At 43.7% G+C, this 25,520-nt stretch carries 35 protein-coding genes and 1 pseudogene; 8 read left to right on the top strand and 28 right to left on the bottom strand.

Features of this window, described 5'->3' with window-relative positions; genetic code table 11:
* Nucleotides 1-53: 53 nt before the first annotated feature.
* Nucleotides 54-530, top strand: a complete 477-nt coding sequence (locus MUB35_RS26705; RefSeq protein WP_244807116.1) for an SAM-dependent methyltransferase — start codon at nt 54-56, stop codon at nt 528-530.
* A 9-nt stretch (nt 531-539) separates the two neighbouring features.
* On the top strand, nt 540-1,118 hold the full coding sequence (locus MUB35_RS26700; protein ID WP_028529324.1) for a GNAT family N-acetyltransferase: 579 nt from the start codon (nt 540-542) through the stop codon (nt 1,116-1,118).
* A 329-nt stretch (nt 1,119-1,447) separates the two neighbouring features.
* Here the strand turns inward: MUB35_RS26700 and MUB35_RS26695 are convergent, their stop codons facing one another.
* The 21 genes from MUB35_RS26695 to MUB35_RS26595 form a co-directional block, all read right to left on the bottom strand.
* The gene (locus MUB35_RS26695) at nt 1,448-2,191 is read right to left on the bottom strand and encodes an ABC transporter permease (protein ID WP_028529323.1); all 744 of its coding nucleotides are present in this window, start codon (nt 2,189-2,191) and stop codon (nt 1,448-1,450) included.
* Nucleotides 2,178-2,912 (bottom strand): ABC transporter ATP-binding protein, encoded by a 735-nt coding sequence (locus MUB35_RS26690; RefSeq protein ID WP_028529322.1) that lies wholly within the window; start codon nt 2,910-2,912, stop codon nt 2,178-2,180. The genes MUB35_RS26695 and MUB35_RS26690 overlap by 14 nt, the downstream gene beginning before the upstream one ends.
* Before the next feature lie 73 nt (nt 2,913-2,985).
* Nucleotides 2,986-3,735, bottom strand: a complete 750-nt coding sequence (locus MUB35_RS26685; RefSeq protein ID WP_054351732.1) for a MerR family transcriptional regulator — start codon at nt 3,733-3,735, stop codon at nt 2,986-2,988.
* A 242-nt stretch (nt 3,736-3,977) separates the two neighbouring features.
* On the bottom strand, nt 3,978-4,643 hold the full coding sequence (locus tag MUB35_RS26680; RefSeq protein WP_054351731.1) for a hypothetical protein: 666 nt from the start codon (nt 4,641-4,643) through the stop codon (nt 3,978-3,980).
* Nucleotides 4,636-5,367, bottom strand: coding sequence for a YkgJ family cysteine cluster protein (locus tag MUB35_RS26675; RefSeq protein WP_016295799.1), 732 nt, complete (start codon nt 5,365-5,367; stop codon nt 4,636-4,638). The genes MUB35_RS26680 and MUB35_RS26675 overlap by 8 nt, the downstream gene beginning before the upstream one ends.
* 73 nt (nt 5,368-5,440) lie before the next feature.
* Nucleotides 5,441-6,121, bottom strand: a complete 681-nt coding sequence (locus MUB35_RS26670) for a YkgJ family cysteine cluster protein (protein WP_158587320.1) — start codon at nt 6,119-6,121, stop codon at nt 5,441-5,443.
* 13 nt (nt 6,122-6,134) lie between these two features.
* Nucleotides 6,135-6,347 (bottom strand): hypothetical protein, encoded by a 213-nt coding sequence (locus MUB35_RS26665; RefSeq protein WP_016295797.1) that lies wholly within the window; start codon nt 6,345-6,347, stop codon nt 6,135-6,137.
* A 20-nt stretch (nt 6,348-6,367) separates the two neighbouring features.
* Nucleotides 6,368-6,745, bottom strand: coding sequence for a YodL domain-containing protein (locus MUB35_RS26660; RefSeq protein ID WP_103731523.1), 378 nt, complete (start codon nt 6,743-6,745; stop codon nt 6,368-6,370).
* Nucleotides 6,742-7,170 (bottom strand): DUF4262 domain-containing protein, encoded by a 429-nt coding sequence (locus tag MUB35_RS26655; protein WP_103731524.1) that lies wholly within the window; start codon nt 7,168-7,170, stop codon nt 6,742-6,744. The genes MUB35_RS26660 and MUB35_RS26655 overlap by 4 nt, the downstream gene beginning before the upstream one ends.
* Entirely contained in the window at nt 7,154-7,954 is an 801-nt protein-coding gene (locus MUB35_RS26650; protein ID WP_103731525.1) for a hypothetical protein, read from the bottom strand. The genes MUB35_RS26655 and MUB35_RS26650 overlap by 17 nt, the downstream gene beginning before the upstream one ends.
* Nucleotides 7,947-8,441 carry a hypothetical protein gene (locus MUB35_RS26645; protein WP_023042578.1) on the bottom strand — a complete coding sequence of 165 codons (495 nt, stop codon included), beginning with the start codon at nt 8,439-8,441 and terminating at the stop codon, nt 7,947-7,949. The genes MUB35_RS26650 and MUB35_RS26645 overlap by 8 nt, the downstream gene beginning before the upstream one ends.
* The gene (locus MUB35_RS26640) at nt 8,438-9,184 is read right to left on the bottom strand and encodes a hypothetical protein (RefSeq protein WP_054351726.1); all 747 of its coding nucleotides are present in this window, start codon (nt 9,182-9,184) and stop codon (nt 8,438-8,440) included. The genes MUB35_RS26645 and MUB35_RS26640 overlap by 4 nt, the downstream gene beginning before the upstream one ends.
* On the bottom strand, nt 9,181-9,390 hold the full coding sequence (locus MUB35_RS26635) for a hypothetical protein (protein ID WP_054351725.1): 210 nt from the start codon (nt 9,388-9,390) through the stop codon (nt 9,181-9,183). The genes MUB35_RS26640 and MUB35_RS26635 overlap by 4 nt, the downstream gene beginning before the upstream one ends.
* A 14-nt stretch (nt 9,391-9,404) precedes the next feature.
* Nucleotides 9,405-9,875 carry a hypothetical protein gene (locus tag MUB35_RS26630; protein WP_103731526.1) on the bottom strand — a complete coding sequence of 157 codons (471 nt, stop codon included), beginning with the start codon at nt 9,873-9,875 and terminating at the stop codon, nt 9,405-9,407.
* Entirely contained in the window at nt 9,872-10,111 is a 240-nt protein-coding gene (locus MUB35_RS26625) for a DUF2225 domain-containing protein (RefSeq protein ID WP_054351723.1), read from the bottom strand. The genes MUB35_RS26630 and MUB35_RS26625 overlap by 4 nt, the downstream gene beginning before the upstream one ends.
* Nucleotides 10,112-10,182: 71 nt before the next feature.
* Nucleotides 10,183-12,153, bottom strand: a complete 1,971-nt coding sequence (gene ligA / locus MUB35_RS26620) for an NAD-dependent DNA ligase LigA (RefSeq protein WP_103731527.1) — start codon at nt 12,151-12,153, stop codon at nt 10,183-10,185.
* Nucleotides 12,154-12,166: 13 nt separating this feature from the next.
* On the bottom strand, nt 12,167-12,349 hold the full coding sequence (locus tag MUB35_RS26615) for a hypothetical protein (RefSeq protein WP_054351722.1): 183 nt from the start codon (nt 12,347-12,349) through the stop codon (nt 12,167-12,169).
* Entirely contained in the window at nt 12,342-12,890 is a 549-nt protein-coding gene (locus MUB35_RS26610) for a hypothetical protein (protein WP_103731528.1), read from the bottom strand. Before MUB35_RS26610 ends, MUB35_RS26615 begins: the two co-directional genes overlap by 8 nt.
* Nucleotides 12,883-13,593 (bottom strand): N-6 DNA methylase, encoded by a 711-nt coding sequence (locus MUB35_RS26605; RefSeq protein WP_158587321.1) that lies wholly within the window; start codon nt 13,591-13,593, stop codon nt 12,883-12,885. The genes MUB35_RS26610 and MUB35_RS26605 overlap by 8 nt, the downstream gene beginning before the upstream one ends.
* Complete coding sequence (locus MUB35_RS26600; RefSeq protein WP_016295785.1) at nt 13,586-13,906, bottom strand: hypothetical protein; 321 nt, start codon at nt 13,904-13,906, stop codon at nt 13,586-13,588. The genes MUB35_RS26605 and MUB35_RS26600 overlap by 8 nt, the downstream gene beginning before the upstream one ends.
* A complete protein-coding gene (locus MUB35_RS26595; RefSeq protein WP_244783643.1) occupies nt 13,900-14,271 on the bottom strand; it encodes a hypothetical protein in 372 nt (123 codons plus the stop codon). Before MUB35_RS26595 ends, MUB35_RS26600 begins: the two co-directional genes overlap by 7 nt.
* Nucleotides 14,272-14,768: 497 nt before the next feature.
* On the opposite strand from MUB35_RS26595, the pseudogene MUB35_RS26590 reads away from it, so the two are divergent.
* The 3 genes and pseudogenes from MUB35_RS26590 to MUB35_RS26580 all read left to right on the top strand — a co-directional run.
* Nucleotides 14,769-15,173: pseudogene (locus tag MUB35_RS26590) on the top strand (DUF4368 domain-containing protein); the annotation flags it as partial.
* A gap of 114 nt (nt 15,174-15,287) precedes the next feature.
* Nucleotides 15,288-15,626 carry a helix-turn-helix transcriptional regulator gene (locus MUB35_RS26585; protein WP_103731532.1) on the top strand — a complete coding sequence of 113 codons (339 nt, stop codon included), beginning with the start codon at nt 15,288-15,290 and terminating at the stop codon, nt 15,624-15,626.
* Nucleotides 15,627-16,137: 511 nt separating this feature from the next.
* A complete protein-coding gene (locus MUB35_RS26580) occupies nt 16,138-16,563 on the top strand; it encodes an RNA polymerase sigma factor (protein WP_103731533.1) in 426 nt (141 codons plus the stop codon).
* A 474-nt stretch (nt 16,564-17,037) separates the two neighbouring features.
* Here MUB35_RS26580 and srtB read toward each other — a convergent pair whose 3' ends face one another.
* The 7 genes from srtB to MUB35_RS26545 all read right to left on the bottom strand — a co-directional run bounded on the left by srtB (nt 17,038) and on the right by MUB35_RS26545 (nt 23,025).
* Nucleotides 17,038-17,814: a class B sortase gene (gene srtB, locus MUB35_RS26575; RefSeq protein WP_054351717.1), complete on the bottom strand. Its 777-nt coding sequence runs from the start codon at nt 17,812-17,814 to the stop codon at nt 17,038-17,040.
* A 447-nt stretch (nt 17,815-18,261) separates the two neighbouring features.
* Nucleotides 18,262-19,173 (bottom strand): cation diffusion facilitator family transporter, encoded by a 912-nt coding sequence (locus tag MUB35_RS26570; RefSeq protein ID WP_103732233.1) that lies wholly within the window; start codon nt 19,171-19,173, stop codon nt 18,262-18,264.
* 11 nt (nt 19,174-19,184) lie between these two features.
* Nucleotides 19,185-19,883, bottom strand: coding sequence for an ABC transporter permease (locus tag MUB35_RS26565; RefSeq protein WP_103732232.1), 699 nt, complete (start codon nt 19,881-19,883; stop codon nt 19,185-19,187).
* Nucleotides 19,880-20,563 carry a fluoroquinolone export ABC transporter permease subunit gene (locus MUB35_RS26560; protein ID WP_103732231.1) on the bottom strand — a complete coding sequence of 228 codons (684 nt, stop codon included), beginning with the start codon at nt 20,561-20,563 and terminating at the stop codon, nt 19,880-19,882. The genes MUB35_RS26565 and MUB35_RS26560 overlap by 4 nt, the downstream gene beginning before the upstream one ends.
* Nucleotides 20,560-21,405, bottom strand: coding sequence for an ABC transporter ATP-binding protein (locus MUB35_RS26555; RefSeq protein ID WP_054351715.1), 846 nt, complete (start codon nt 21,403-21,405; stop codon nt 20,560-20,562). The genes MUB35_RS26560 and MUB35_RS26555 overlap by 4 nt, the downstream gene beginning before the upstream one ends.
* Nucleotides 21,406-21,507: 102 nt before the next feature.
* The gene (locus tag MUB35_RS26550; protein ID WP_103732230.1) at nt 21,508-22,089 is read right to left on the bottom strand and encodes a TetR/AcrR family transcriptional regulator; all 582 of its coding nucleotides are present in this window, start codon (nt 22,087-22,089) and stop codon (nt 21,508-21,510) included.
* Nucleotides 22,090-22,167: 78 nt separating this feature from the next.
* A complete protein-coding gene (locus MUB35_RS26545) occupies nt 22,168-23,025 on the bottom strand; it encodes an alpha/beta hydrolase (RefSeq protein ID WP_103732229.1) in 858 nt (285 codons plus the stop codon).
* 210 nt (nt 23,026-23,235) lie between these two features.
* Here MUB35_RS26545 and MUB35_RS26540 point away from each other — a divergent pair, with 210 nt between their 5' ends.
* Genes MUB35_RS26540 through MUB35_RS26530 form a run of 3 tightly spaced genes read left to right on the top strand, consistent with a single transcriptional unit; the run spans nt 23,236 to nt 25,412 of the window.
* On the top strand, nt 23,236-23,442 hold the full coding sequence (locus MUB35_RS26540) for a hypothetical protein (protein ID WP_016295769.1): 207 nt from the start codon (nt 23,236-23,238) through the stop codon (nt 23,440-23,442).
* The gene (locus tag MUB35_RS26535; RefSeq protein WP_023042309.1) at nt 23,435-24,796 is read left to right on the top strand and encodes an ATP-binding protein; all 1,362 of its coding nucleotides are present in this window, start codon (nt 23,435-23,437) and stop codon (nt 24,794-24,796) included. The genes MUB35_RS26540 and MUB35_RS26535 overlap by 8 nt, the downstream gene beginning before the upstream one ends.
* Nucleotides 24,797-24,809: 13 nt before the next feature.
* Nucleotides 24,810-25,412: a helix-turn-helix domain-containing protein gene (locus tag MUB35_RS26530; RefSeq protein WP_103732227.1), complete on the top strand. Its 603-nt coding sequence runs from the start codon at nt 24,810-24,812 to the stop codon at nt 25,410-25,412.
* The last annotated feature ends 108 nt before the right edge of the window (nt 25,413-25,520 follow it).

Here is a 25,520-nt window from a genome sequence, read left to right as displayed (position 1 = left end):
CACATGATGTGAGGTATTATACTGAACTCACAACGAAAAACAGGAGGTACGATATGAACGATTATCAATTAAAACCTATTGGAAAGGTAAAGAATGATCACAACGGAGCATTTATAGAATTAGAGCCGGAATATATTCCCGGACTGCAAGCATTGGAAGGATTTAGTCATATCAATGTAGTGTGGTGGTTCAGTGATTGTGATAATCAATCAGACAGAAAGATACTACAAACCGAACAGCCCTATAAAAATGCACCATCAGTAATGGGCGTTTTCGCCACAAGGTCGCCCGCCCGTCCTAACCCTATTGCTTTAACAACATCAGAAATTATCAGTATTGATCTTAACAGGGGAATTATTCGGCTTACTTTTATTGACGCGAACGACAGCACTCCCGTATTGGATATAAAGCCATATACGCCGAGTTTTGACAGAGTGGAGACCCCCGGCGTTCCCGTATGGTGCAGTGAATGGCCGAGAAGCACAGAAGCGTCCGGCTACTTTAATTTGGAACAAGTATTCAATTTCTAAGAGGGCTTTATGAAACTACAAGATTATATTCAGAACAAACCGATACTTGATACAGAAAGGCTCCTATTACGTCCTTTGCAGTATGATGATATTGATGATTTGAAAGAATGGTTGGGTGACAAATCGTTGTATCAATATTGGGGGAAACGTCCCGGAAAAAGTGACTTAAACCCGGAATTGTTATTTCAAAAAAAGGAACGACCTACAAAGAGCTTTCATTGGGGAATTGTTTATAAAAAGGACAATAAAGTAATTGGTGAGATGTGGGTATATCTCATTGAAAATGATCGTATGGCAAAGGTGGCGTTCCGGCTTTCCCCGATTTATCAAGGAAACGGTTTTATGGCAGAAGCATTAACTGAAGTAGTGATTTTCTGTTTTGAAAAAACAGAATTGCGACGATTATGGACTGATGTCCATGTTCTAAATATCGCGTCATATAAAACACTGGAAAAAGCAGGGTTTAAGCGTGAGGGACATATCCGCGACGGTAAAATGGTGAATACCTATTGCGATTACTATTTATATGGTATGACGAGAACCGATTATTATGAAACAAAGGGTATGGCACAGCTGCAAAACGGGTAATAGAAAAACCGTTGTTGTGGTGACGGGATTTTCATGCGCCCAAACAAAATAAAGGTAGCCTACAGCAGCCCTCTTTTCATGCCACATTTACCGAGTATGTACTATACCATGTAAATCAACTTCATAATACTTCTATATTCGCCCGATTGGCCTACGACCTGCCGGGCGAAATTTGTTGTTTTCTGCGGTCTGCTCTATACCCTGAAAATCATTTCAAAAAATTTCCCCAGAGGAGGCGTTTAGCGGGCAGGCAGACATCGTGTCCTCTCTAATCCTATTACGGATTTTTCTCCCACAAAGAAAGAATATGAGCCATTCCATATTACTTGTTACTCCCATCTGAAAAAGCGAAAAGACACACCGATACAAATGACAGCAAGTACCGCCATGACAATAAGCGGAACAAAAATATTTTCGATTGGAAGTCCTAACGAAGCAGCTTTCAAAATCTTTATCCCCTGTGTCAAAGGCAGAATATCCGCTATCTTTTGCAATGCACTCGGCATTTCCTCATACGGCAGGGTTGCTCCAGAAAAAATAAGCATTGGGAAATAGAGCAGGCTTGCAATTACGCTCGCTGTCTGAGAGTTGGGAGATATTCCCCCAACCATCATTCCGATGCTGAATATGGAGAGCATTACCAATATATATCCGCCAAGGAAAGCAGGCAGAGAACCAAGCAGGTGGAAGCCAAAAAAGAGCGTTGATACTATATAGAGCAATGCAAGCGATGCAACGGAATAAATTATGTAAATCGCCACCTGCACCGTTAAAATCATTACGGGGCTGACAGGAGTGACCTTAAAGCGTTTCAATATCTTTCTGCTTCGGTAATCGGATACCACAAGAGGCAACCCCATAACGCCGCCTGAACAAATCGCAATCGTTGACAACGCTCCAAAGGACTGATCGAGAAATGTGTACTCTGCACCTTCAAAAGCTGGTTTGTCGCCGTAAATAACGCCAAGTATAATCAAAACCACGAGTGGAATACAGATTGCAAATATGACCATGTTCATATCCCTCAGGGACAGTTTCATTTCGTTTTTCAGTATTGTTTTAAATGTTCTCATTTTCGCTTACCCCCTCGTCAGAATACCATAAGTACGCATCTTCAAATTTGTCATAAGGACTGCCTGCAATGGCTTCTTCTACTGTTCCATAAAAGACGGCTTTCCCCCTTTTTAGTATGCAGATTGTGTCGCATAATGCTTCTACCTCATCCATAAAATGCGAGGTCAGAAAAATGGTCAGTCCTTTTTCTTTGAGGTCAGATAAGATTTTCCATACCTCTCGTCTGGCTTTTGCGTCAAGCCCCGTGGTCAGCTCGTCCAGAAAAACAACTTTAGGCTGCGGTATCAAAGCCAAAACAATAAACAGCTTTTGCCGCTGTCCTCCTGAAAGCTCCTTTACCATACTTTTTGCTTTATCAAAGATGCCAAACTGTTTCAGAAGTTCCCCATAATCTGCAGCATTCTTATAGAGTGACTGTGTTACTTCGCACAATTCGGAAACCGTCACTTTATCTTGATAATTCGCTTCCTGGAATTGAACACCGACATTTTCAAAAAGCTGTTTTCTTTGCAGGAGTGGGTCCATCCCTAAAATGGAAACCGTACCTGCATCGGGTTTTCTTGTGCCTAACATACATTCGATTGTGGTGCTTTTTCCTGCACCGTTTGCCCCAAGCAACCCGAAGACCGAACCTTGTGTTACTGACAAATCCAGGCCCTGCACGGCATTCAATCTGCCATAAGATTTTGAAAGTTGTTTTACGCTGATGATTTCTTCCATCAACCTGTCCTCCTTTTTCGTTTTTACTACATTATTTTAGCAGTTCAAAAAAGGTTGGTGTAAAGGTGGAGGGTTAGGAAAATATACTTTTCATATCATTAAGAATGCCTATCATTTTCTTGGCATTTTCCGCTGCCTTTTGCAATGAGATAATCAGTCTGTCGCATACGGATATAATATCCGTATCGTCTTTTGGAGTATTAAGTACCCGTTTTATATTGGTATGAGGGTCGTCTGAGAGCGCATGGAGCATACGCAGGATTGCTTCCAATGAATAATTGGCACACCGAAGTGATCTTATTATTTTTAATCGCTTTATGTCTTCGTCTGTGTAATAGCGATAGCCATTTTGTTTACGTTTTATTCGCATCAGCCCGTTTAGTTCCCAATTTCGGAGTGTATCCATGGAAATATTCAGATATTCCGAAACTTCTTTACGTTTCAAGCAAAGCGGCGGTGTTTCGGATATTGCTCTTCCCTCTAAAATCTGCCGTGTTATAGCAATGGCTTCTTCCGCATTTCTTACTTCCTTTTGTATCTGACTCAGATATTCATTTGCCAAAACAAGTGCTTGATCAAAGTCTTTCTTTGCTGAAACCTTAACCGTTTCCACAATCTTTTTTCTCAGTCCGTTCTGAAGGACCTCTATTTGAAATGCGGTACGGGCAAGCCGAAACTGTTCGATATGAAAATCGGTAAATACACGATAACCGTTTGCTTTACGTTCTGCCTTTGGTATCAATTCCCATTCTTCATAAAGCCGTACAGTATTCGGATGTATGCCTATAATCTTTGCTACTTCCGAAGTAGTATATGTATTCATTTGTAACCACCTCCGTTCTGTTAAGCATACCATATATAAAAAGTATGGTGTTAAAGTGGAGGGTTTATTATAGCAAAATTTCTTTGTATTCGCAAATATGCCAACGCCGACAAATGGTTCAACTCACAAGTCCACTGATTCTGTATCTTTGCATCTGGCTCGGATTCAGCCCATGGAAACAGGCCCCTCAAGGCGCAAAAAAACGGTGCAATCATCAGACTGCACCGCTTTTTCATTCTACTTTAGAACATTGGATCAGAAGCGTATTCTGCTTCTCCCTGATTCTCCTGATACTGCGGGTTTTCCTGTGCCTGTGCTGTTCGCTGGCTGCCCGGATGATATTGGTTTGCATACCATGCACCCAGCCATGCTGAATAGTGCAGTCTTGTCGTAAGCAGCAGTTCACTGAATGTTTCAAATGTCATACTGACTGCCACATGATTTTCCGGCTTGCTTCCGAACTTGGGAACGATTAAACCTTTCTGATCTGTTTCACCAGGCCCGCTGTCCGCTACAAACAAGAAATCCGATTTGCTTCCTGCCAATAGCTGTGCTGTTCTGGACAGGCTTTTTCCATCTGCCCGAGAACGCCCGTATTTTGCAAGCTTTTCGGCAGAAGTGCCACCTAGGCACTGATAAAGCGGTGTTTTTTCCCCACTTGTCTTCTTATTCTTCAGCAGATAACGAAGTTCCCCGCCTTCCAGCTTGCGGCATAATTCCAGAAACTCGTCCACCGCAATGTAAATATGGATGTTGTTTGTCTGCCGTTGTCCAATCGGACGGCTCAGATCGTAGGTCGCAAAAGCAAGATGGATTCTCCCAATCTCAAAAGCGTCATTCAGGCTCTCCACAAAGCAGTTGCGAGCATCCTTTCGGATAATCTGATGCTGGTTACGATCCTCATTCATTTGCTCTACCGCCTTCCTTTATGGGCGCCATCTGCAGCAGTGCAGTGATTTCCCGGACATTCTTTTCAAACTGCGGCAGAAATTCCTGATCAGTTTCATAATGCAGATATAAGCCGACAAAAGCCGCTGTCCATGACAGCTCCATGATACGCCCACTGGCCGTCTTTTCCGCTTCACGGAAAAACTGCCCGAATTCCATGATTGCCTGCTGCCACTTGACAAAAAACTCATCCTCCAGTGACATTCCAAACTCTCCAAGCCATTCCCGCACCGTATGGGTTTCAGCATTATCACCGCACCCAGGATTGGTAAAAATATACTGTATCTGGCTTGCTGAAATTTTCTCTGAAGGATTTGAATCCTTTTCAAACATCAGGCATCTTCCTATCGGGAACAGAGCACATACCGCCGGTTTTGCCTTATGGACAGAGCATTTTCTGTCTTTCAGCAGCGGGCATCTTTTTATGGATCCACGGGGCTTCAATCTAACTATGGGCATACGGGAATCGCAGCCGACATAAGTTTCGCAGTAGGTTTTAAACAGTTTTGCGGTCGTTATCCCAAGCTCCTTTGCCATGTTATAGATATCTCGCGGCGTCAAAAGGATATCCTCCCGATTGATGCAGCATTTGCCGCACATGGTGCAATGAAACGGAAACGGCTCATCCACACCGATTTTCATTGCCTCAAAATTGTCTACGATATTTTTTAATCTTTCATCCATGGTATTTCCTCCTAAAAATAATTAAGGCGCCGGATTCCGACGCCTTGTTGTTGTGTCATACTGACTTGAAAATTTAGTTGTCTTTGTCATCCGCCATTTTGCGCAGAACCTCCAGCAGCTTATCGTTATTGTTTTTAAACTGTGGAAGGAAAGACTTATCCAGATCGTAATCCGAATACTTGTAGAAAAGGAACATCATCACGGCCCTTGTCCGGTTATGCTCAGGAATCTTCTTCAGTAATTTTTCTATCTCCTGTGCTGAACCGATATCCGTGTTCAAAAATTCAAAATCCTGTTTACTACAGCGCTTTTGAATCCATTTTTTCACGGACATCTGCGGACCCGAATAGTGATGTGGCTGCTCCATACTGAGATACTGTTCATACCCGCCAAGTTCATATGGTCCGACAGCAATGGGATATGTACGGCACGCCCGCGGATGAACAGAATGAATCGTACACCGATTATCCTTCAGAAAAATGCACGCATCATCCGCTCCAACCGTTTTCAGCATAAATACCGTATATCCGTTTTCACTAAGTAAGACAGGCTCTGCGTAGGCAGCAAGCACATCTTCCACACAGCTCACGTTTTCACCTTTGTCCCTCAGATGTTTGGCAAGCCGAAAAGCATCCAGACTCTCCAGCGGCACGCTTTCCCTGACATGCCGGCAGCAAGCGCCGCACATCCTGCACTTGAATGGAAATCGGTCTGACAGATTGACAGGAACCATTTTTGTCATGAATTCTTTCATACGTCCTCCTCGCTTACCAGATATCCCGGCACGGAACAAACTCCACAACGGTATCTTCGGCAATCGGCGTATCCGGCTCTCCATCAAACTCATTGTTGTATTTCGTACAAATATTCGGTTTCCAGCCTTTGCGTGGATCCACATCCACATACAGCCGGCCTTCCGATTCATAAACCGGTCTGTCCCAGCTGTCGCGCCCTTTATAGTTCAATATCAGTTTCTTCATGATTGTATCCTTTCTGCGCCCTACAGGCGCCCCAAATCAGCTTTTTCCTTTTCAAACGCAATCTCCTCAAACCCGAACCGGTCGCAGAAGTAAAACCTGCTTTCCTTTTCAGAACGGATGACCTCGACTACATCCGACATGGTCATAGACCGTCCACGGAAGCCTTCCGGATGCGATACGTTAAAACGTACATATACCGCTTCCAGTTCGGCAAGTTCTTGATCCATTTTGTTTTTGGCATTCCGAGACACAGCGATGTCCAGATCCCCGCTGAATACTGCTTCGTAAATCTCAGCCGGAACATGTCCGCCGCTTGCCGCCCGGATGCTTCTCAAATCGCTGAATATCAAGTATCTGTTTTCCGGTTCCGGGATGATTTGATACAACGTGATTTTCATGATGGTATCCCCCTTTCTACGCAGAGCTCATCTGTCTTCAAGAGCTGCAGACAGTATGGGAGTATACAATCTCCTTCCCCTGGGAAGATATTGTTCGCATCCGGTAAGATGACCCGCAAAACCTTGCGCCCGGTTTCCTCATACTCATCCAAGCGCACATCGCAGTCTTCATAAATTCCGGAAACCATATCTCCAGACTGGAAGCGTTCTCCAGACTGAACTCTTAGCCCCAAAGTATTGAGGATTCGTCCAATCTCTTCCGTCGGCAAAAAAAGTACCATTTGGAAATCCAAGTGCCCATAGCGTTCCAGCCCGTGGGTGTGGGCATTGCACATATAGGGCAAAAAGTCTGTTTCTACCTCACCACATTCATCACAGGCGCCATTGGCCACCAGATGGATGAGCCAGTCAATTTTCTGATCCATGATGCTCCTCCTCTCTGCGGTAAAATGCCATCATCCCCCGCATGGCGGAGCGTAAATCCTGGTCGAAGCTATCCCACTCCGTTATGAGATTCTCCATAGATTCTCTGTCACACATTTTGGCATCGTCCAGACAAAGCAGCTCATAGTCCACCTTATCTGCATCGTCATAAGGAAGAGCCAGAACGCCTTCCTTTACGAGAACGAAAAACGTGCCAAGATGCAGCCCATCAGAGATTGGATAGTTCCAGCAGAGTTCGTTGTGATACCGCTCCCTGTAATCCGCGCAGAAATCCATCAGCGTGGAATGCGTTGGACCGTTTTCGTGGAGATAAGCAATCAATTCACTTTTGCTCCTAAGATTATCCAAGCAAATATCATGCGGGCTGATCTCAACAATCCGTTTATAGACTGCCGGCCGTTTTTCCCGGACGTTGACCAGCCAAAGAGCCAATTCCGTGGTACTCTCATGGCACCATGACAGTCTTAAAGCTTTTTCCAACAGAGCACGGGACAAACGCTCTCCGATTGCGGCTGATTTGTCTGAATCCTGAGGAATTGCTTCTTGCTGCATCTCCTCATCCCCATTAACAAACCGGATAAGCTTGTCTATTTCGGCAATGGTAAAACGACCAGTGGTCGCCTGAAAGCCCCAGTAATGATCATCCTCATAACCCGCTGTGCCATGAATGGTTCTGTCTAAAATTTTGCCTGCACATTCTGCGATCAGTCTGGACACTTCTTTCCAGTCCAATTTGAGTGTGCGGCAGTATATGTAATTACTCATTTGATTCCCTTTCTGCCATATATGGCTTGTAATAAACTGTGTCTTCCTTGTCAGACTGGTAAGCTCCAATGCAGACCTCGTGGCAGGGGCCGCGCTCAGGGTTGTATTCTGCAAAACAGATTGGCCCATCAATCTCCGGCTTTTCTGTATCCCAGTAAACATTGATTGCAGGAAAATTCTCATCGTCGATTGCAACTGCCCTAAGACTGCTTCCATCCGGCAGAGGCAGTACGATGGTCGGATATTTCGGCAGGGAAGCATACTGTTCGTCCGACAGCGAAAACCTTTTCTTGTAAGACCGGGTATATCGCTTCTGTGCTCTGTCCAGTTCATCCCGCAATGTAGCAAAAATCTGCTGTACCTGCTCTTGCGTAAAAGCATATACGGCAGGATTGGAACAATTTCCAAGCAGTCTTACCATTTTGATAATCTTGTTGACCCGGGCTTCTGCCACACGGCGGAAGCGGTCTGGCCTTGACTCTCTCATGCTGTGACACCTCCGTTCTGTACGCATTCGATTTCAAATGCGTATCCTGAAAAGAAATTTTGATTGCTGTCCAAATAGTCCTGTGCCGCCTTTTCGGTCTTGAACTTCCGAATCATCTGTGATTTCGGCTTTTGAAACCTTGCAAACCAGATCTTTCGGCTGCTCCGCTTCACAAAATACCCCTGCGCTGCCCGCAGCACATAAAACTCCGGCAGTGTGCCGAAATCAAAGGGCGTTCCCTTGCGCCGCATGGGCGGGTGGGTAACATGGCGGTCGTCCCAGAAAGATACTGTAATGCTGTGGCCTGAAAGCTCCTTGATCTTATCCAGCAATTCCTCTGTCGTAGACACACAGTGCCTTTGCCAATAGTCACGCTCATAATCAACTACTGTCACGGTATTCCCGTGTTTTCTGTAGTCCTCCACGGTATGTGCCGATTTCATCCCTGCCAGGATCCAGCGCCCAAACTCGCCTTCTTCAAAAGACCGATTTCGGCTTTTGCGTGTCCCGCCCCGGTTATTCCTATTGGCTTCCTCATGGACGGCTGCTATCTCCTGCATTTCTTCTGCAGTAAACAGCATCCTCCCTGTATGAGGGTAGTTCAGAACCGACCAATGCTTTTCTGGGATCTCACGGCCCCGACTATCAAAGTCAAAGCAGTTTGACGAGCCATGATTTACAACGGGGATATATTTCTCCCCGACAAGGATGAATGCCTTGTCATAAAAAATTTCACTGCTCATGCCGTCACCTCCTGCCGGATAAGATGCAGGCGGTAGTTGGTATTACAGGTCTCAAAACGGATCTCATCAGGAGAAATCCTCACCATCCGAAGAACATTACTTGTCCTGCGTATCCCACCATTTTCTGCGATAAAAGCTGCAGTTCCAACAGACAGTGGACAGATAAGCCTGCCAGTGATTTCAAGATTCTTTTTTTGTGGGTTCATATCCATTGCCTCCTTTATATAAATCTAATTTCCAGTGCAGCGATTTCATCGTCCTGCTGATATGCGAACATCCCATAGCCGCCATCACCATACCCAGACGAGCTGTAAAAGCCATCTTCTGTAAGCCAGGCGTCTCCACGGGAGATTCTGTCGCAAAAAGCACTCCACTCTTCATCGCTGTAATCCGGTTTGTTATGGAAGAATCCGGCAAGTCCCGCGTCAACGCCAATACTGCCGATTTCCTTCATTGATTTTTGCGTAGGGATTACGCCGTTAAGATAGATACCGATGATTCCAACCAGTCTATATGAATATGGCTTTCCGTCACACTCACCTTTGTCAGCTTGATACCAGACCATGCAGGTATACTGCCCCTCTTTGATCTTCACATCGTTCATCCGGCACCAGGTATCCCTGTCGTAACAAGAATCCGTGATATCCACGCTGCCATGAAAATCCATAATGCCAATTTTCTTGCGTCTCATGTTGTCGCCCCTTTCTGTCCCTCAGGCTGATTTCTAAACTCACGTCCCACTGCGCTGAAACCACAATCGGCACAATCCCAGATGTCATTCTCATCAGGATAATGCGTAACCTCCACGCACTCATTTAGAGATTCCAGAAAGGTTCCGTTACAGTCAATCTTCCAGTCCTGCGTGACATGAGCTGTCACCTCAAAGCTTTCTGCTCCGCAAGCAGGACAGCGATATTTTGAATTCATCTTCTTTTCCTTTCTATAAAAAGCGAAAAGCGGAGCAGAAAATCTGCCCCGCCACTGTTATTCCGGCGAATTTACGCCAGCATTGCTTCAAATTCTTCCTCCGTCAGTGTTCTGATACCGAGCTGCTGCGCTTTCGCAAGCTTACTGCCGGCCTTTTCACCAACAATCAGATAATCGGTCTTTTTCGTTACCGAACTTGCCGGTTTTGCCCCCAGCTGTATCAGCTTCATCTGGATGCCGTCACGGGTGTAATTCTCCAGTTTGCCGGTTGCCACTACGGTCTTGCCATAGAAGAGATTTGCTGTATTTGTATTCATATCAAAATTCTCCTTTTCAAATTCAATTTTTTCAAGCAGCGGGCGCCAGAGTTTTTCTTCCTCTGTATCCGCATACCATGTATAAATGTTGTTGTGCATCGTCTCGCCGAAATCAGGAAGCTGTGTGAAGTCGAAGCCATCCTGAATCGCCTGTTCAAACGCTTCCCACGATCCATGGAAATAACTGTCCAAATCACGCCCGGCATGTCTGCCGACCATGGGGATCCCCAGACCGGCAATGAACTTCGCCAGCGTGCAGTGGCGGCTTTTCTCAATGGATGCCTGTAGACGTTCAAAGGATTTCTCCCCAAAGCCTTCCGTCTGGATAATCTCATCACGGTGTTGATCCAGCGCATAAAGATCTGCAAACGTCCGAATCCAGCCATGACTTACAAACTGCTCCAGAGTTTTTTCCGACAGGCCCTCGATATTCATCCTCGTTTTCTCACAAAAGTGGACAAATTTTCGCACCAGTTTGGCAGAACAATGCGGATTTTCACAGAACAGCTGGCGAATACCGCCGCTGCTTTTCCGGAAATTCAGCATCTTGCCACAGCAGGGACAATTGAGCGGAACACAGCAGGTTCCGGTCTTATTGAGGTTCTCTGCAATCTGCGGAATGATCATGTTCGCCTTATACACGCGGATTTTATCACCACGCCCTAAGGCAAGGTCCAAATAATTCTCGTAGTTATGCAGATACGCCCGGCTGACTTGAGTACCGTCAATAGACACCGGCTCAAAGATGCCTGTCAGACTGACCATCCCAGTGCGAGTGACTGCCACATCCAGACCAATGAATGTGGTTTCATACAGTTCATCTTCCCACTTCAATGCAATCAAACGGTTTTCATGATGCCCTGTGGCTCCCAGACCTTTTCCATAGACAACATCATCATATTCCATGATAATTCCGTCTACCGGGTAAGGGAACTTCTTCGGATCCATAGCAGAAATTGCATCACGCACCATTGTTTCATCGTGAACCGCATCCAGATAGATGTAGGGCACAACAGAAAAACCGTTATGTACCAAAAACTGCTGCTGAGCAAGCTTACTCTCCGGCTCCAGATAATCGCTCACAAGCTCAAATGCCCAAAACTCAAGCAATCGCTTTTTAGCTTCGCCGGCGTCAAGCTTACGCGTGCTGCCGGATGCGAGATTTCTCGGGTGAGTATAGGGCTCCTCCAGACCGGAATTGATTTTCTCAAAGTTTGCCCATGAGATGACACCTTCGCCACGAACTTCAAACGAATCCTTAGTGGGTATGGCAAGAGGCACATTAAGAAAATTACGCACGGTATGCGTTACATCCTCTCCAATGATTCCTTCACGCCCACGGGTGATAGCCTGAACCAGTTCTCCGTGCTCATAACGAAGTACCAGTGTCAGACCGTCCATTTTCCAGCTTATCAGCACCGGCTGCTTGGCAGCAAACTTCACCAGATCCTCAACAGATTTTGTTTTATCCGCTGAAAGCATAGGTTTACTGTGGCGTACCTCGGCCAGGCTTTCCAATATTTCTCCAGACACCTTTTGGGTCGGGGAACCGGAAAGAACCAACCCGGTTCGACTCTCAATATCTTTCAATTCGTCCATCAGGATATCGTAATCCCGGTCTGTCATAATGGGATTATCATCCCGATAATAGGCAATATCTGCCTTTGTGAGCTGCTCGATCAGCTCAAGCATACGCTCATGGTTTGTTTTATATTTCGCACTCATGTGCATTCTCCTTTCAGTCAATTCTGTACATCAATTCCCGAATCGCCTCATACCGAAACTGAAGATCTTTTTCCATCTCTTCCGTCCGTTCCTTTGAGTCAAAATCAAGAATTTCCGCATACAACTCAGTTTCTGTTTTTGTGCTGTAGATTTCTTCTACCCTGCCTCCCTTTACAATGATAAACAGCTTATCCATTTCCGCTCACCTCCTTGGGCGTGCAGACCTGAAACTGGGAACACCGGCCGCATATCGGGCATGTAATCCCTAAAGCATTTCCGGCAGACTGTTCCAGCTGCTCCTGTGTAATTTGCCCGGGTATCCCACAGCATTCTGTTTGAACCCATACCAGTCTGGCAGATTCCAGAACCTCCGGCCGATACTTCCGGTTGAACGGGATATAGGCCACCCAGAGCGGATCATCAAAAATTCTGGCCATATGAAGTTCCAGTGCAGTCATCTCCATCTCTTTTGGGGAACTCTTGCAATAATTATGCTCCTGCTCCCACTCCAGCAGATTTTTCTGCAGCTGCTGCTCTCCGCTTTTCAGAATCAGACCCGTGGCCAGCTGTATCCAATCTTTTTCCTCTAGGTCTCCCAGATCTGTCTTAACGCCTTTTCGGTAGCCGTAAACATTCCTTCTATACTCCTGTCTGATCAGGAAAGCACGTCCGGTTCCGTAATGGACTCGCAGATCAGCAAAGGTCAAATGGTCCAAGGATTTTTTTGTACTATCCACTTGTCGCCGCCCCTTTCTCTGTGCTATTGACAGCGCATTCCCTTTTTATGAAAGGAACAGACGCCAACGGAGTGTACCATCGGGACCATTCTTTCATTGCTAAGGTGTCGCCATGAATGACCACCGCAGGAATTCCATACAGACTGAGCTGGATATATGCCATCCACACACAGCGGATGTCAATATCCTGGGCAACAAAAAAACTCTTGTGCCGAAAATCGAAATCTTTCTGCTTCATGGCCCATACTGCACCAATCACCATCGTACCCGAACCGCAAGTAGGCTCGTTGATCATGATGGGATCTTCCGCTTCAGGACGCTCATCCACTGGGTTTACAAGCTGCGCCATCATCCGGCAAACATTATCGGGAGTGAAATACTGTCCGTTCCACTCGTTATTTAAGCGAAGCTCATGATAGATACTGCCAAGAATATCGCAGGGATCCTCCTCATGCTCATGAATAGCAAGAGCCAGCAGAGCGAGCATATGTGCATAGCAGTTGAGGGTTTTAGGATCCATAGCAGATGTCATTTCCTCATACCGCTTCTCGCGTTCTTCTGCGTTTGACGGATCTATCTCTGCAGAGATACAGGTTGCTGAAATCTCCAAAAAAGTAGTGAAGACATGATTCAGCCCTTGTGACTGCCCCAGACCCCTGATTTCATCAACCAGCTCGCCTCTGTACGTTTTTTTCTTACCCATAGACGCCACTTCCTTCCGCACTGCCGCCTTCACTGACCCGTTCAAAATGAAACGGAATCCCGGCTTGATATGGATAAAGTGTAAAGTCATGGTCACTCCATATACGCATTGCATGGCCGCCCTTGAATTTTGAAATCAGGACCCGCTTACTCTTGTCGAACAGCATGTCCATCTGTGCCGGACTATACCGGCTTACATACTCAAGCAATTCAAAAATATATGACTTCTCCGTTTCCTTTACTGACATAACAATCCGGTATCGGTCAAATATTCCGTTATCGTGTTCGGCGATATATTTTCCGCTTTTCAACATGCGATCACCTCACCACTTTCGTTCTGACAAACAATGTTTCCATGTAAAATCGGAGCTTCAAACGCCAATCGTCTGCCATCGTCTTCAAATTCCATCGAAGTGATACAGATATTGGGAGGAGTATCGCTTTCAGAATACAAACCGATATCGGTTATTTTCATATCCTGCAGCTGCTCCAGTCTGCCATTGGCATAGACCTCTCCAAAATACACCCCTTTGTATCGGGCACTGAAACCGTCGTCAGCCCGCCCAATATCACTTTCATCCCAATTAAGGGATGCGGTTTCTCTGTTTGCCAATTCCACCTCAATATAGTCAATCATCAGATCCTTGACGGTAGTTCTGGCATCCAAATAAAGAATCATAGGCATTTCCTTTCTGCATTCCTGCGTGGTTTTATCTATATACACGGGTATGCCGAAAGGCTCCCCGGAACAAAGATTAGGGGAGCCGTAAAAGCTCCGATCTATATAAAAAAAGCACCCAAAGAACTGAAATTCTCTGAGTGCCTTTATTGCCCGAGGGCCTGATATGAAATTGTAGCAGATGGGCGGAGGGCTTGTGCCTCCGGACTCCCCATTCTGTGCTTCTTGGAAAAGAAGCAGAAGAAACAAAAAAAGTGCCTGAAAGTATATACTCTCAGACACTGTGCAACCGGAAAAACTCTAATCGCTCGAAAGCAATTACTGATACTGATGTAGATAGTATAACATATCTATTTCAGATTTTCAAGTGGTGATATATGCTCTAAGTGACTTCTTAATCATGGTTTTTCTCATGGTTACTGAAAACACTTAGAGCATTTTTCATGCAAGGATGACGCGAATATGAGAAACGAGAAAATCACCCCATTGTACGAGCGATTAAGCCATTAAACGAGTTTGTCGAGAAAATCCTTGTGCATGAACGCGCCCGCAAGGGCAGCATTGAAACCACGCAGGAGGTTGAAATCTATTTTAACTTTGTGGGCCGATATGTGCCTCCCCACTTCGGAGAAGTAAACCTCACCCTGGAGGAACAGGAGGCCCTACGGAAGAAAGAGGAACGCAAGAACAGACTGCACCAGAACTATCTACGCCGCAAAGCTAATGGAAAACAACGCGAGTATGAGGACAGGATAAAGACCGAGAAGCGGCGGCAGATGGAGGCCAAGAAAGCAGCTTTACGAGCCGAGGACATGGCCAATGGTGTGTATGCCCTCACTAGCAGCCTACAGAGGAAAGAACCACAAAAAGGCATTCTATCAGCCCGAAGCGCTGTTATTTGAGTAAAAATGTGCCGCAACACGAATGCAACCTATAATTGCGTAATAGTTGGTAGCTGCAACACGACAATTTTGATAAAATAAAGCCATAACAAAGAAGAAAGGAGGCGTACCCATATGAAATCTTCTATAACGTCTATTTTGGTTGGTGTAATCTTTATCGGCGTGTTTGTTACTTTGTTTGTTCTCATTGTTCGTGCTTTCCTGAAATATCTGAAATCGAGTAATGTTCGTAAAGAGAAAGCTGCCGTGAGTCAATCTCTCGGAGAAACATTAAAAGCGCACCGAACCCGTTGTCAAATGACACAAGAGTTTGTGGCAGAAACAATAGGGGTCAGCAGACAAGCAGTATCAAAATGGGAAAATGGAACATCCGACCCAAGTACTTCAAACTTGTTTGCATTAGCAAAGCTATATGGTATATCGGTAGAAGAATTAATAAAAGATGTAAAATAACTTCAATAGTTGCCGCACGACGGCAAAGAAAAAAAGCCGTCGTGTAGCAACTATATTTCCACGCACCTTATTAGTTTCGGCGGCTTTGAAATAATCAAGGCCTCTTTTTTATGCGGCCAGTGGAGGGCCGCAATGAGCAAATATCCCTTTTGACGCGCCTTTTACATGGGCGACAAGCCACAATAAAATAGCGAAAACGTCCACCACGGCGCAAGTGAAAAGCCAATCACTTGCGCCCTTTTTTTATGCGACAATACATGAGCTATTCCGTTGCGGTTCGTCTGCGATTGCAGACGAGTGCCGGGGATATTTGCAGAAATTCAGAGCCTTTGTTTTTACCGGGCCTCCAGTTTACAAGAAAATAAAAAAATTCGGCGCAGGAGGGCCGGAAATCTCTCTTTTTCAGACGGTAAAATTCGGGTCAAGTTGGCCCGATGTTCGGCACTGTTGCCGCTCTCCGCTCCCCCCGTTTCGATTCGCACCAACCCCAATTGAAACGGAGGAAAGGCAGATGGAAGTCATCATCAAAATAAACGGACAAGCCCTGTCCGTGGAAGTCAGCGTCGAGGTCTATGAGTTCCTTGACCGGGCCGACCACAAGGAGGAAAACCTATCCCATGAGCAGCGGCGGCATTGGGACATAAGGGAGTTTGACGAGTACATAGTCGCCGCCGAGGGCCGCACCTACCAAGAAACGCCAGAGCAATACGTTTGCCGGAGGGAAACGCTGGACGAACTGCTTTCCATGTTGGAGAGCTGCACCGCCACACAGCGCCGCCGGTTCCTGCTCTACGCGCTGGACGGATTGAGCTATGAGCAGATCGCCCGGCTGGACGGCTGCTCCAAGTACACCGTGAGGGATTCCGTGGAGGCGGCCAGAAAAAAGTTTCAGGATTTTTTCAAAAACAGACCCCACGAAACGCGATTTTCAGGCTAACCAAGTGAGGGGAACAATCTCCATCACCGAGAGGGACAGGCAGTAGCAAGCTGCTTTTCCCTCTCGCCATTTTAGGAGGTCAGCCCATGACAGTAATCAATTTGAAACGCTACTACTATCCCCTTGTAAAAACGGACATGTTTGTGGTGGTGACAATTTGATGCTACTGGATATTTTTGCGCTTTTAAGCATTTTAGGTCAGCAGAGAGGCTTTGGAAATCGTTTTACCATCGTTCTTTTACAAGTCGTTGAGAATCATCTTTCCACCTGTAAGCCCATCGCTGCTAAAATTGCCGCAATTATTCAAATCCACTTCTATAAAAATCGTAAGGTTAGATCACTATGGAAATGAAACGTAATCTGCACTTGATATAGGAGCAGAGAGTTTTCATTACGAATTATCGGGGAAACGCACCTTTTTTCGTAATAGCATCCCCTCAATTCAATCCATTATTCTATTTTCTTCTGAATCCGTTACTCTTCCGGCTTTAATACGCCAAGCAATACAAACCTGGCATTGTTAAACTCGTAGCTGCAGGTAGATAACGTCAGAATCCGGTCTGTGACTGCCGGAGTAATTCCGCTGGTGAAGCACGAGCGTTCTTTTGTCTTATCCAGCCACTCTGTAAAATCCGGGTCTGAGGGGAAAGCCAATTCCCAGGCTTTATCCTGGACACTGGCCACATATCCGGCAAAAAATTCTATCTCATAATTTTTATCCGGTGTCAGCAGCAAAGCCACAGAATGTGAATCATAAAACTCCTGCTTCTTATATTCCGTAAGCCCGGAAAACATGCTGCCATTTTTCATATGATGTCCATAAATGATGCTGTGCCGGTCTAAGAAATCCACTCTGTTTCTGCTGTCCAGAAAGATGCAGCCAGATCCGTTCCACTCACCGCTGAACAAATGCTTCAAGTAATACTGGTTATCGTTACCTTGCACAACCGGATAATTGATTTCTGTCCCTTCAATATAAATCCATCCTACAATATCCGGATTGATTTCCTGCAGGGAAGCAAAATCTACAGCCGGCCACTCCCGTCCCCCAGACTCAGTTTCATCATCCACTGGGGATGACGAAGGCGCCTCCGGTTCCTCCGGCAGCTTCACATAGTCCTCCAAATCAGTATAGGAGTCCTCGCCTTCAGAATACTCATGGTACTGCTTATATAACTGAATGGCGCCTATCACAATGCCGCTAGTAAATATTAAAATCAGCATGATGCAAATAATCTTTTTTTTCTTCATGTCCATTCGCCTCCTTATTTTCATTACACGATTCGGCAGGACAATCTACAACCTCTTAAATTAAAAAAGCCCACACAAAACATATGATTTGTACGAGCCTTTAAAGCTGTATTGCATTCGATTTTTTGTAAAGATTTATTAAATTGTATTTGATTGTATAGAATTGTACTTAAAGTTTTCCATAAAGTTAGCCCCCTTAAAGCACTTTCTAGGATCTAAAACATCATTCTACAACATAACAGATTTCAATAAACCTTAATACATCTTGTCGTCCTCGCTATCTTTTGAACGATTGTTAGAATTTCTCTTTTGATTATACTTCTTCATAATTACAAGTTTAAGTAAACCAACGACAATCAAAACCACAACAATGATAATCCACCAGTATTGTTCCATAACCTACTTCCCTCCTTTCCCTTTCAATAGTCTTAAATCATCTTCCCTGTCCTATGTAGAATAGAGAAGTTCATTCGCATTAACATGTACCATACAATGTTTACATTGTGGAAAGTTGTTTTCAATCGTTTGATGGACTGCCTCAGCAATTCCATGAGCGTCATAAAGAGCTAAATTACCATCAGCTAATATTTCAATATCTACATACATTTTCGTTCCAAACATGCGGGTTTTTAATTCATCAATACCATCAACCCCTTGCTGCTGAAGCACAACTTCCCTAATCTTTGTTTCAGTAGCATTGTCACAACTATGGTCTACCATTTTGTTAATGCTTTCTTTGAAAATGTCCAAAGCAGCTTTTAAGATACAACCACAAATCACAACGCTTGCAATAGGATCGAGAATAGCATAGCCTAAACGCGCCCCTAAAATGCCAATTAAGGAACCAACTGACGAGAGTGCATCAGAGCGGTGGTGCCATGCGTCAGCCATAAGCGCATCAGAATTTGTATGCTTTGCAGCATTTCTTGTAAACCAGTACATCCACTCTTTTATAACAATGGATAAGACTGCCGCCGTAAGTGCGATTCCACTAGGGATAGAAAGCGTATTGTACTGTCCTGAAAAGATTTTCTTGATCCCTGAATATCCTATTCCAGCACCCGTTATAGCCAAGGCAACAGAGAGAATAATGGAAGCCACACATTCCATACGTTCATGCCCATAAGGATGTTCTTTATCAGGCTGTTTTTCTGATATTTTAATTCCAACCATCACAACGATTGTGCTTAATACATCAGAAGCCGAGTGTACAGAGTCCGACAGCATAGCACTTGACTTCCCTATATATCCGGCAGTAAATTTAAGTAGCGATAAACCCATGTTGATGATTAGTGTAATTTTGGAAACCTGAATAGCCTTATTTACATTTTTGTTTTGCAGAAGTCTACCTTTTTCCATAATATGCCTCCTTATCCTGCCAGCTTCCGAAACAGATGTTTTGCAAGGAAGTAGTACCAGACTAAAGCTACCACCAATCCTATGGAGAAATAAAGAACCGCTTCATTCTGCATGGCTTTTGCTACCCAAAATGACGGAAGGAAGCCAACCGCGAACTGGTAGTAACTGTCAATAAAAAAGGGGGCTGGTATTCCGAGTAATGTAAGTGCAGCTAGTTTTGTAACTGCCATACCCTCTAATTTATTGCTTGATAATGTGATAATCATAAGTGAAACAATAATTGCCTGTACTGAGCCGAGAAGCGCCAAACATATTGTCATTCCAATGGACAACTTTTCTAATGAAAAAAGCAACAGTACAATAAAAGCGATGACCGCCGAAATAATTGAGGGTACTCCCAACCTTGTAAAGAGATACCCCGACTTACCAAGAGGGGTAATCGAAAAGTACCGTGACACTTTATCGTCAATTTCCTCTAACGTAATCATTGCAAATGCAAAGCAGAGCAATACAGGAGCCATGATAGAAAGTAATAAATCAAAAATCGGATAGTATTCTTGCAAAGAACAATCTGTTATCCTTTCAAGAAACGGAATACCGAATTTAATCAAAGCTCCCATGACAAAAGGCGTAAAACAAGCTGCAAACATCATAGGGTCGCTCTTGATTTGCTTAAATATCTGCATGGTACTGGATAATACCCTTTTCATATCTTTACACCTCCCAAACTTTTCCACATATGCCGAACTGTACGTCGCGCAACTATGTAGAGAATAATCAACGTAGCAATTACAAGTACCATATCAAACGATAGTAAACTGTTTTTCCCGGTTATAAGGTTCATGCAGGCGGTAAAAGGGAAAAAGCGGAATATATCTGGTAACTTTACAAACAGACCAACGATTGGTGGAACAAAGCAAACAATCTCTATGGGCATAATCACAATGAGAAATTGGTTCAAGTTTGAAATTCTTGTAGCTGCAATTATTCCAAGCATAGTAAAGATCGCTGATGTCAAGGCTGTTCCAACTGCGATACCAAGTAAATGATTACTGCCGGAAACTAATCCTAATATCATTGCAATTATCGTAGATATGGCAATCAACGCAACTGTTTTTGAAAGTATATACTCCGACACTTTTACAGGCGATACCACCATAGCATTTAATACCTTTTGGCTTTTTTCTAAAAGGACAATCGCCCCCATAAAAAATAGTCCCATAGCTGCCGGGTCAGAATAAATCATAATAGCTGCAATATTATTTTTCCAATGCTCTGGCAAGGCAGCAATCGCGCACACATACAGAAGCGTCAAGATAAAGTAAATAAAATAGAAACCATATTTCCATTGGAAATGTATATCTCCACGAATTAAGCGTCCTAATCTCATTGAAGTGTCCTCCCCGTAATATCAACGAAAATGTCATTTAACGTAGGTTCACTACTATGGATAGAAAGCAGACGATTTTCTGAAATTAAATTTTTTAACATCTTATCCTCTGCGGTTCTATCAAGCAGACATTCCCCGGTTTTTTCGCCGTTGTCATAATAGGTATATTGTATTTTTGCAGCACCCCTTGACATGATTAAATTATGTGGGCTGTCTAACGCGCTGACTTTTCCCGCAACAATAAAAGCTACCTGATCGCATAGCTCCGTTGCGTCATACATATTGTGAGTGGTGATTATGATAGTTTTTCCGCGCTTCTTCTCTGCAAGGATAATATCTTTCATCAAGCGATTATTTGTAGGGTCAAGGCCGCTTGTTGGTTCATCAAGAAATAATATATCGGGGTCATGGATTAACGCTTTGATAAAATTCAAGCGAGAACGCATACCTTTGGAAAAGTCGGCAACCTTTTTGTCTCCGTCATTTTCCAAGCCTACCATATGCAATAATTCATCAATAGACCGGGGCTGCTTTTCATACAGCGAAGCGAAATAGGCAAGGTTTTGTCGTGCCGTAAATTTCTCATAACAGGTAGAAAATTCAAAGTCCACTCCAATATTCTCATAAAACCGATTTGTACGTTCCCTTATTTCAATACCTGCAACTTTTACGCTGCCTTTATATTTTGTATTAAGCCCAGTCAATACTTTTTGTATGGTTGACTTCCCAGCTCCAGAGGGTCCTAAAAAGCCGAAAATTTCTCCACGTCCAACATGGAAACTCACATCTTCAACAAAGGGCTTTTCAGTATAGCTGAAATACAGTTTTTTTACATCAATCATTATTTTTCCTCCTTTAACCTTATGACGTTTATAGATATATAGTCATATAAAATGTAAAAAATTTGTTTGGCTACCTGCCTGTCAAATAACCAAACAAAATTGTTACTCTGCTACTACTTGCTGAATAATCCCATTCACTAAAAGGTTTTGTATCATATTCAGTTCTTCATCCTCTTTGAATTGTTCCAAACAGGACAAAACAGAATACAGGGATTTTATAATAACCGTATGCGGAACCAAAAATACAACCCCTAGATCTTCCAGTATCTCCAATATACGAATATCATTGTGCATATGGCTTTCAAAAATATCCGGTGATAATTTTCTTTGCAGATAGTCCATTATAGATAGGTCAATCTGCGAAAGAATAGGTGAAGTAATCAAACCCGTTAAACTTAGCATAATAACGTCTTTTGCTAAATCTCTATGGTTCTTATATTTTTTCTTTTTAATTGTTGCTTCTATACTTTCAAATAGCTCTTTTTGTAAGCGAAAATTGATTTCCACATATAGATGTTCTTTACTGGGATAAAAAGCATAGAAAGATCCCTTTGATATATTTACGGCGGCCACTAAATCATCAACCGTTACTTTTTTCAAACCGTGTAATGCAAACAGCTTTTCTCCCTCTATCAAAAGTTTATTGCTGATGATCTCTTTCTCTTGTTCTGTAAATCGTGGCAATTCTCATAACCTCCTTATGACTAAATTGTTATTATCGTCACGAAAAGTATAACATTTACTGCTCATATTATCAATATACTATCCGAGATATTTATGCAATGTAGGTTCCAATGCGTTTATCGTCGTGTCTGTATCCTCATTAAAAATCATGTGACGATTAAGTTCTAAAGTAAGCAATTCCTTTTGCGGCGCATGAATTAAATCAAATACTTTGCTGGTATAATCAAAGCTAAAAAGCGGATCACCTTTGGCAGTAATTAAAATAACAGGACATTGTATAGACCCATTCTCCAGACACGATAAGTCAGCATTGAATAAACTGGCGACAAATCTTAAAGGATAATAGGGTAAAAGCATAGGGTCATTTAAGCAATCGTGTTTTGCCTGTTCACTATAAAATACTTTGTTATAGTCTAAATAAGCATCTCCCGGTACCTTATAGTTAGGGAACAACTTTCCGCCCACGCGAAAGCCCCATTGTATCAGCCCCATAAAACGGTGTGTCCATACGGGATATTTTGTTAGGCTCATAGTTTCTTTTAATGTAGTCAGCATGATATTATGTGGAAAAACAGCTTTTAACCTTGTGTCCCTACCCGCCGCCATTGCAGCTAAAATCCCTCCTTGACTGGAACCCATGACAGCTATGTTTTTACCGAAATTTTCTATTCCGTAAGTCGTTGCGTCATATACATTATGCAACATATCTTCCATTATATAATTTTTCTTGATTTTAGGGCTTTTTCCGTGTGAAAGATAGTGAACGCCTATTATATTAAATCCTCTTTCACTCAATCCGCATAGAAAATTCTCATACATGAGAGGGTGTGACATAGTACCCGGCAAAAAAACAATAGTAGGACTGCTTCTTTCTGTATACCAGATAGAAAGTGTTATCGGAACATTATTTGAAGAAATTCCAACTTCTTCATACATACCTTATACCTCCTATATGACTAAATTGATTTTATAGTCATATTATAGCTTGTTGCAAGCGGAAAGTCAATAGCTATAAATATATGATTTATGTATAAAAATGAAAAAACGAAAAAGTGTATCCGGAAATCATTCTGACATTTTTAGCAAAACCCTTGATATTATTCCGCAAACCGAATATAATATATAAAGTTAAGGGGGCGATAAATTATGAAATTTATTTCAACAACGGAAGCCGGCAAAAAGTGGGGACTTTCTTCTCGCCGTGTAGGTATCCTCTGCAGCGAGGGTCGTATCCCCGGAACTCAGAAGACCGGTAACACATGGCTTATTCCTGAAGATGCAGAAAAGCCAGCCGATGCACGCATTAAAAGCGGTAAATATATAAAGAAATGCGAGGAACAAAGCAATGCCTGAGATGCAGATTATAGAATGGAAAGAAATTTGGAAAGATGACTATCTGGCATGGATCTGTGGTTTTGCGAATGCACAGGGCGGCACGCTTTACATCGGCAAAAACGATAATGGCGAAACCGTAGGCCTGTCTAATTCCCATAAGCTGCTTGAGGATCTTCCGAATAAAATCCGTGATGCTATGGGTATTATTGTGCCTGTCAACCTTCATACAGATGGCGAAACCGAGTATATTGAAATTTCTGTACAGCCCTATCCTATTGCTATCTCATACAAAGGCGTTTATTATTACCGCAGTGGCAGTACGAATCAGAAATTAACCGGATTGGAACTGGAGAGCTTTTTGCTCCGTAAACAGGGCGCAACCTGGGACAACCTTCCTTTGCCGTCCTTCACAATCTCTGATATTGATAATGGTGTTGTTAAGCGTTTTATAAAGTGGGCGGCCAAAAAGGGACGTATTGATGAGAGCGCTTTAGATGAGCAAAAAGAGACGCTGATGAAAAAGCTGCACTTAATGAATAATGACTACTTAACAAATGCTGCCATGCTCCTTTTTGCAAACGATCCCGAAGAGTGGCAGCTTGGTGCTTTTACAAAAATCGGTTATTTTGAAAGTGATTCTGAACTTCGGTATCAGGATGAAATACATGGTTCACTGCTTGACCAGATTGATCGGATTATCGAAACTATCCATCTGAAGTATATGAAAGCAAAGATCACATACGAAGGAATGCAGCGGATCGAGCGTTATTTCGTCCCAGATGCGGCACTGCGCGAGGCTCTCTTGAATGCCCTGTGCCATAAGGACTATGCCCGTGGCATACCGATTCAGGTAAGTGTATATAATGACAGATTATATATTGCAAACTGCGGCCGACTGCCTGAAAACTGGTCTGCAGAGAAGCTCATGGAAAAGCACTCGTCTGAGCCCTTTAACCCTAATATTGCCCATGTATATTATCTTGCCGGTTTTATTGAAAGCTGGGGGCGCGGCATAGAAAAGATCTGTGATGCCTGCCGTGAAGATGGTGTACCATTGCCGGAATACGATATTACCGGAAATTCGGTTATGATCAAATTTATTGCACCAAAAGATCGGATTGTATATGGACCAGGGGAAACTGCAAATGGAACTGTAAATGGAACTGTAAACGGAACTGTAAATTTAAGTGACAAAGAAAAAGAGATTCTTGCTCTTCTTTCTGAGGATCCTGCTTACACCTATCAAAATCTTGCTGATAAATTGAATATCGGAAGGAAAGCTGTATTTGGGAGAATCAAAAACTTAAAGGAAAAAGGTATTATTGAAAGAATCGGCTCAGATAAAAATGGTTATTGGCAAATAAACGAATAAAGGTGGTGAACAGATGCCAAGACAATTCAAACAGGCACGGCTGATCAACAAATTAAAGATGACAGAGGCTGCCGAAAAACTCGGCATCTCTCAGCCAACCCTAAGCGCATGGGAGGGAGAACGCAAGTCTCCTTCCATTGACGGACTTGAGAAAATGTCTGTTCTCTATGGTGTAACAACGGATTTTCTCCTCGGACGGTCAGAGCAGGGGATCTCGGTCCAATCTGTACCAATTGCTCCGGAAACCCTTCCAATCTTTCACGGAAAACCAGTCTGGTCTGCGGAGTATGGATGGATGCTGGTTGATGCCGGCAATCATACTCTATTGCTCCCAAATGGACAGACCGTTCCGTTTGCTGACGCCAAAAGGCTGTTTACGCTGCCCCAGTTATTTTCCGAACCGAGCCTGCCATCCGGAAAACCGCTAATCTTATCTGAGATCCAGCAGTTTACCCGGATATGGCTGGAGCCAATCTCTCCAGACTCAGATTTGCGGACTGAATTGCGGGGCTGGTATCAGGTCAAAAAGCATTTTGTCCAAAATGAGTATGGGAATCGGTTTTATTTGGATACCTATAGAGCAAAATGGCTTGCCTTTCATCCTGAACAGCAATGAAGAAAGCACCGATACCCGATATAATATCAGGCATCGGTGCATTTGTTGTTTACGCTTTTGAACAGGCCGCCAAACAATATTCAGTTGTAAGACTTGCGTTCAACCAAG

Origin of the sequence: Blautia sp. NSJ-175 (genome assembly GCF_022867815.1) — a bacterium.
Classification (GTDB): Bacteria; Bacillota; Clostridia; order Lachnospirales; family Lachnospiraceae; genus Blautia; species Blautia celeris.
This window is presented reverse-complemented; position numbering and strand designations above follow the sequence as displayed.

Coding starts and splice junctions, on each gene's coding strand:
- MUB35_RS26705 (WP_244807116.1), top strand. CDS start 54: ATGAACGATTATCAATTAAAACCTATTGGAAAGGTAAAGAATGATCAC.
- MUB35_RS26700 (WP_028529324.1), top strand. CDS start 540: ATGAAACTACAAGATTATATTCAGAACAAACCGATACTTGATACAGAA.
- MUB35_RS26695 (WP_028529323.1), bottom strand. CDS start 2,191: ATGAGAACATTTAAAACAATACTGAAAAACGAAATGAAACTGTCCCTG.
- MUB35_RS26690 (WP_028529322.1), bottom strand. CDS start 2,912: ATGGAAGAAATCATCAGCGTAAAACAACTTTCAAAATCTTATGGCAGA.
- MUB35_RS26685 (WP_054351732.1), bottom strand. CDS start 3,735: ATGAATACATATACTACTTCGGAAGTAGCAAAGATTATAGGCATACAT.
- MUB35_RS26680 (WP_054351731.1), bottom strand. CDS start 4,643: ATGAATGAGGATCGTAACCAGCATCAGATTATCCGAAAGGATGCTCGC.
- MUB35_RS26675 (WP_016295799.1), bottom strand. CDS start 5,367: ATGGATGAAAGATTAAAAAATATCGTAGACAATTTTGAGGCAATGAAA.
- MUB35_RS26670 (WP_158587320.1), bottom strand. CDS start 6,121: ATGAAAGAATTCATGACAAAAATGGTTCCTGTCAATCTGTCAGACCGA.
- MUB35_RS26665 (WP_016295797.1), bottom strand. CDS start 6,347: ATGAAGAAACTGATATTGAACTATAAAGGGCGCGACAGCTGGGACAGA.
- MUB35_RS26660 (WP_103731523.1), bottom strand. CDS start 6,745: ATGAAAATCACGTTGTATCAAATCATCCCGGAACCGGAAAACAGATAC.
- MUB35_RS26655 (WP_103731524.1), bottom strand. CDS start 7,170: ATGGATCAGAAAATTGACTGGCTCATCCATCTGGTGGCCAATGGCGCC.
- MUB35_RS26650 (WP_103731525.1), bottom strand. CDS start 7,954: ATGAGTAATTACATATACTGCCGCACACTCAAATTGGACTGGAAAGAA.
- MUB35_RS26645 (WP_023042578.1), bottom strand. CDS start 8,441: ATGAGAGAGTCAAGGCCAGACCGCTTCCGCCGTGTGGCAGAAGCCCGG.
- MUB35_RS26640 (WP_054351726.1), bottom strand. CDS start 9,184: ATGAGCAGTGAAATTTTTTATGACAAGGCATTCATCCTTGTCGGGGAG.
- MUB35_RS26635 (WP_054351725.1), bottom strand. CDS start 9,390: ATGAACCCACAAAAAAAGAATCTTGAAATCACTGGCAGGCTTATCTGT.
- MUB35_RS26630 (WP_103731526.1), bottom strand. CDS start 9,875: ATGAGACGCAAGAAAATTGGCATTATGGATTTTCATGGCAGCGTGGAT.
- MUB35_RS26625 (WP_054351723.1), bottom strand. CDS start 10,111: ATGAATTCAAAATATCGCTGTCCTGCTTGCGGAGCAGAAAGCTTTGAG.
- ligA (WP_103731527.1), bottom strand. CDS start 12,153: ATGAGTGCGAAATATAAAACAAACCATGAGCGTATGCTTGAGCTGATC.
- MUB35_RS26615 (WP_054351722.1), bottom strand. CDS start 12,349: ATGGATAAGCTGTTTATCATTGTAAAGGGAGGCAGGGTAGAAGAAATC.
- MUB35_RS26605 (WP_158587321.1), bottom strand. CDS start 13,593: ATGGGTAAGAAAAAAACGTACAGAGGCGAGCTGGTTGATGAAATCAGG.
- MUB35_RS26600 (WP_016295785.1), bottom strand. CDS start 13,906: ATGTTGAAAAGCGGAAAATATATCGCCGAACACGATAACGGAATATTT.
- MUB35_RS26595 (WP_244783643.1), bottom strand. CDS start 14,271: ATGATTCTTTATTTGGATGCCAGAACTACCGTCAAGGATCTGATGATT.
- MUB35_RS26585 (WP_103731532.1), top strand. CDS start 15,288: ATGAAATCTTCTATAACGTCTATTTTGGTTGGTGTAATCTTTATCGGC.
- MUB35_RS26580 (WP_103731533.1), top strand. CDS start 16,138: ATGGAAGTCATCATCAAAATAAACGGACAAGCCCTGTCCGTGGAAGTC.
- srtB (WP_054351717.1), bottom strand. CDS start 17,814: ATGAAGAAAAAAAAGATTATTTGCATCATGCTGATTTTAATATTTACT.
- MUB35_RS26570 (WP_103732233.1), bottom strand. CDS start 19,173: ATGGAAAAAGGTAGACTTCTGCAAAACAAAAATGTAAATAAGGCTATT.
- MUB35_RS26565 (WP_103732232.1), bottom strand. CDS start 19,883: ATGAAAAGGGTATTATCCAGTACCATGCAGATATTTAAGCAAATCAAG.
- MUB35_RS26560 (WP_103732231.1), bottom strand. CDS start 20,563: ATGAGATTAGGACGCTTAATTCGTGGAGATATACATTTCCAATGGAAA.
- MUB35_RS26555 (WP_054351715.1), bottom strand. CDS start 21,405: ATGATTGATGTAAAAAAACTGTATTTCAGCTATACTGAAAAGCCCTTT.
- MUB35_RS26545 (WP_103732229.1), bottom strand. CDS start 23,025: ATGTATGAAGAAGTTGGAATTTCTTCAAATAATGTTCCGATAACACTT.
- MUB35_RS26540 (WP_016295769.1), top strand. CDS start 23,236: ATGAAATTTATTTCAACAACGGAAGCCGGCAAAAAGTGGGGACTTTCT.
- MUB35_RS26535 (WP_023042309.1), top strand. CDS start 23,435: ATGCCTGAGATGCAGATTATAGAATGGAAAGAAATTTGGAAAGATGAC.
- MUB35_RS26530 (WP_103732227.1), top strand. CDS start 24,810: ATGCCAAGACAATTCAAACAGGCACGGCTGATCAACAAATTAAAGATG.